This is a genomic window from Streptomyces huiliensis (genome assembly GCF_020037025.1).
Classification (GTDB): Bacteria; Actinomycetota; Actinomycetes; order Streptomycetales; family Streptomycetaceae; genus Streptomyces; species Streptomyces huiliensis.
In genome coordinates this window covers 1-1,822 of record NZ_JAIQLH010000263.1, presented here as the reverse complement: position 1 = coordinate 1,822, position 1,822 = coordinate 1, and the positions used below count along the sequence as shown (strand labels likewise).

Genomic DNA, 1,822 nt, shown 5'->3' with positions numbered 1-1,822 from the left:
GGCGGTGTGCCTCGCGGCCGGGTTCGTGCGACGGGCCGCCGGGGCCGCGGCCCGCGGCGCACCACCGCCGTGGCGAGCCCCTTCCGTGACGCGCCACGGCACCGTGGGCGCCGGGCGCACCGCGCATGCCGGACGCCACCGCACCACGCACGCCGGACGCACCGCGCCCTCACCCGCCTCCCGTACGCTCCCCGTCACCACTGCCGCCACGGCCACCACTGCGGCTGCCACCACCGGCACAACCACCCGTGTCCCCCGCCCCCGCCCCCGCCAGACGCGCGTCCAGCGCGCGCACCGCGCCGCGGAAGGAGTGGGCCAGCGCCGGGCGCGCGAGGAGGGCGAGGCAGCGGACGGGCAGGGGCGCGTCCAGGGCGACGGTCCACCGGACGAGGGTGCCGCCGCCGGAGGGGCCGGCCGGGGCGAGCCGCCAGTCCTCCAGGACGGCGCGGAGGAACGGCACGTTGGTGCTGTCCACGCGGTACGCGAAGCGCCGGGGCGCGTCGGAGGCCATCACCGTCTCGTCGAACCGGGCCCCGCCCACGAGCCGGATCTCCCGGCGCCGCCGCCCGGTCCCGCCGAGCGGCCGCGCGAGCGTCACGGCGCGGAACCAGCGGGGCCACCCCGTCACGTCCTCGGCGAGCGCGTGGTGGATGCGCGCGGGCGGCGCCGCCGTCCGGCCGACGAAGGTCAGCCGCAGCGGCGCGGCACCGCCGGAGCCCGCCGTGCGGAAGAGCAGCGTCGAGCCGCCGTCCGGACCGGCGAAGTCAGCGCCCACAGGGCGGAGTCTGCGCGCCATTCAGGAGCCCCCAGGGGGTCGGCCTGCCGCGTACGCGCACACCTTAGCCCGCGGGCCGGGGCTTGTCTGCGGCGCGCGACGACCACCGCGCGGCCACCGTCCGGCCACTGCGCGACCACCGCGCGGCCACTGCGCGACCACTGCGCGACCACCGCGAGCAGCACACCGCCCGGCCCCTCCCTAAGGCCGGGCGGCCGGGATCCGGTCCGCAGCGGAGACCACGCGCCGCGCCAGCGGATGCGTCCGCACGATCTCGCCGAGCGTGGTCGCCCCCTGGGTCACCCGGGCGAACGCGCGCCAGGCCGGCCCGAATCCGGTGACCGCCGCGTGGAAGACGCCCGGCTTGCGGGAGAACAGGGCGAGGATCCGGCGGCCGACGCCCATCTCGACGCCCAGCCCGGCCTTGACGGCGAACGCGTAGTTGAGCGCCTGGCGGCGGGCGTCGACCGCGTCCTGCGCCTCGGCGATGCGCACCGCCCACTCCCCCGCGAGCCGGCCGGAGCGCAGCGCGAAGGAGATGCCCTCGCGCGTCCACGGCTCCAGCAGCCCGGCGGCGTCGCCGCACACGACGACGCGGCCGCGGGAGAGCGGGGAGTCGTCGGCGCGGCAGCGGGTGAGGTGGCCGGAGGAGATGCTCGGCTCGAAGCCGGACAGCCCGAGGCGGGCGATGAAGTCATCCAGATACCGCTTGGTGGCGGCGCCCTCGCCACGCGCGCAGATCACGCCGACCGTAAGGGTGTCCCCCTTGGGGAAGACCCAGCCGTAACTGCCGGGGATCGGGCCCCAGTCGAGCTGCACCCGGCCGGCCCAGTCCTCGGCGACCGACGGTGGCACCGGGATCTCGGCCTCCAGGCCGAGGTCGACCTGGTCGAGCTTCACCCCGACGTGTGCCCCTATGCGGCCGGCGCTGCCGTCCGCACCGACGACCGCGCGGGCCAGGACGGTCGAGCCGTCGCCGAGCACGACGGCGACGGTGCGCCGGTCGGGCACGGCCGGGCCGTGCTGCTCGACGCGGGCGACGGTCAC

Annotated in this window: 2 protein-coding genes; both read right to left on the bottom strand. The window is 78.0% G+C overall.

Annotated features, from left to right (window positions below):
- Positions 1–169: 169 nt before the first annotated feature.
- Complete coding sequence (locus JNW98_RS30500; RefSeq protein ID WP_372459357.1) at positions 170–775, bottom strand: SRPBCC family protein; 606 nt, start codon at positions 773–775, stop codon at positions 170–172.
- Positions 776–976: 201 nt separating this feature from the next.
- Positions 977–1,822 (bottom strand): geranylgeranyl reductase family protein (locus tag JNW98_RS30495; protein ID WP_223771534.1); only part of this gene is annotated, 846 nt, incomplete at its 5' end.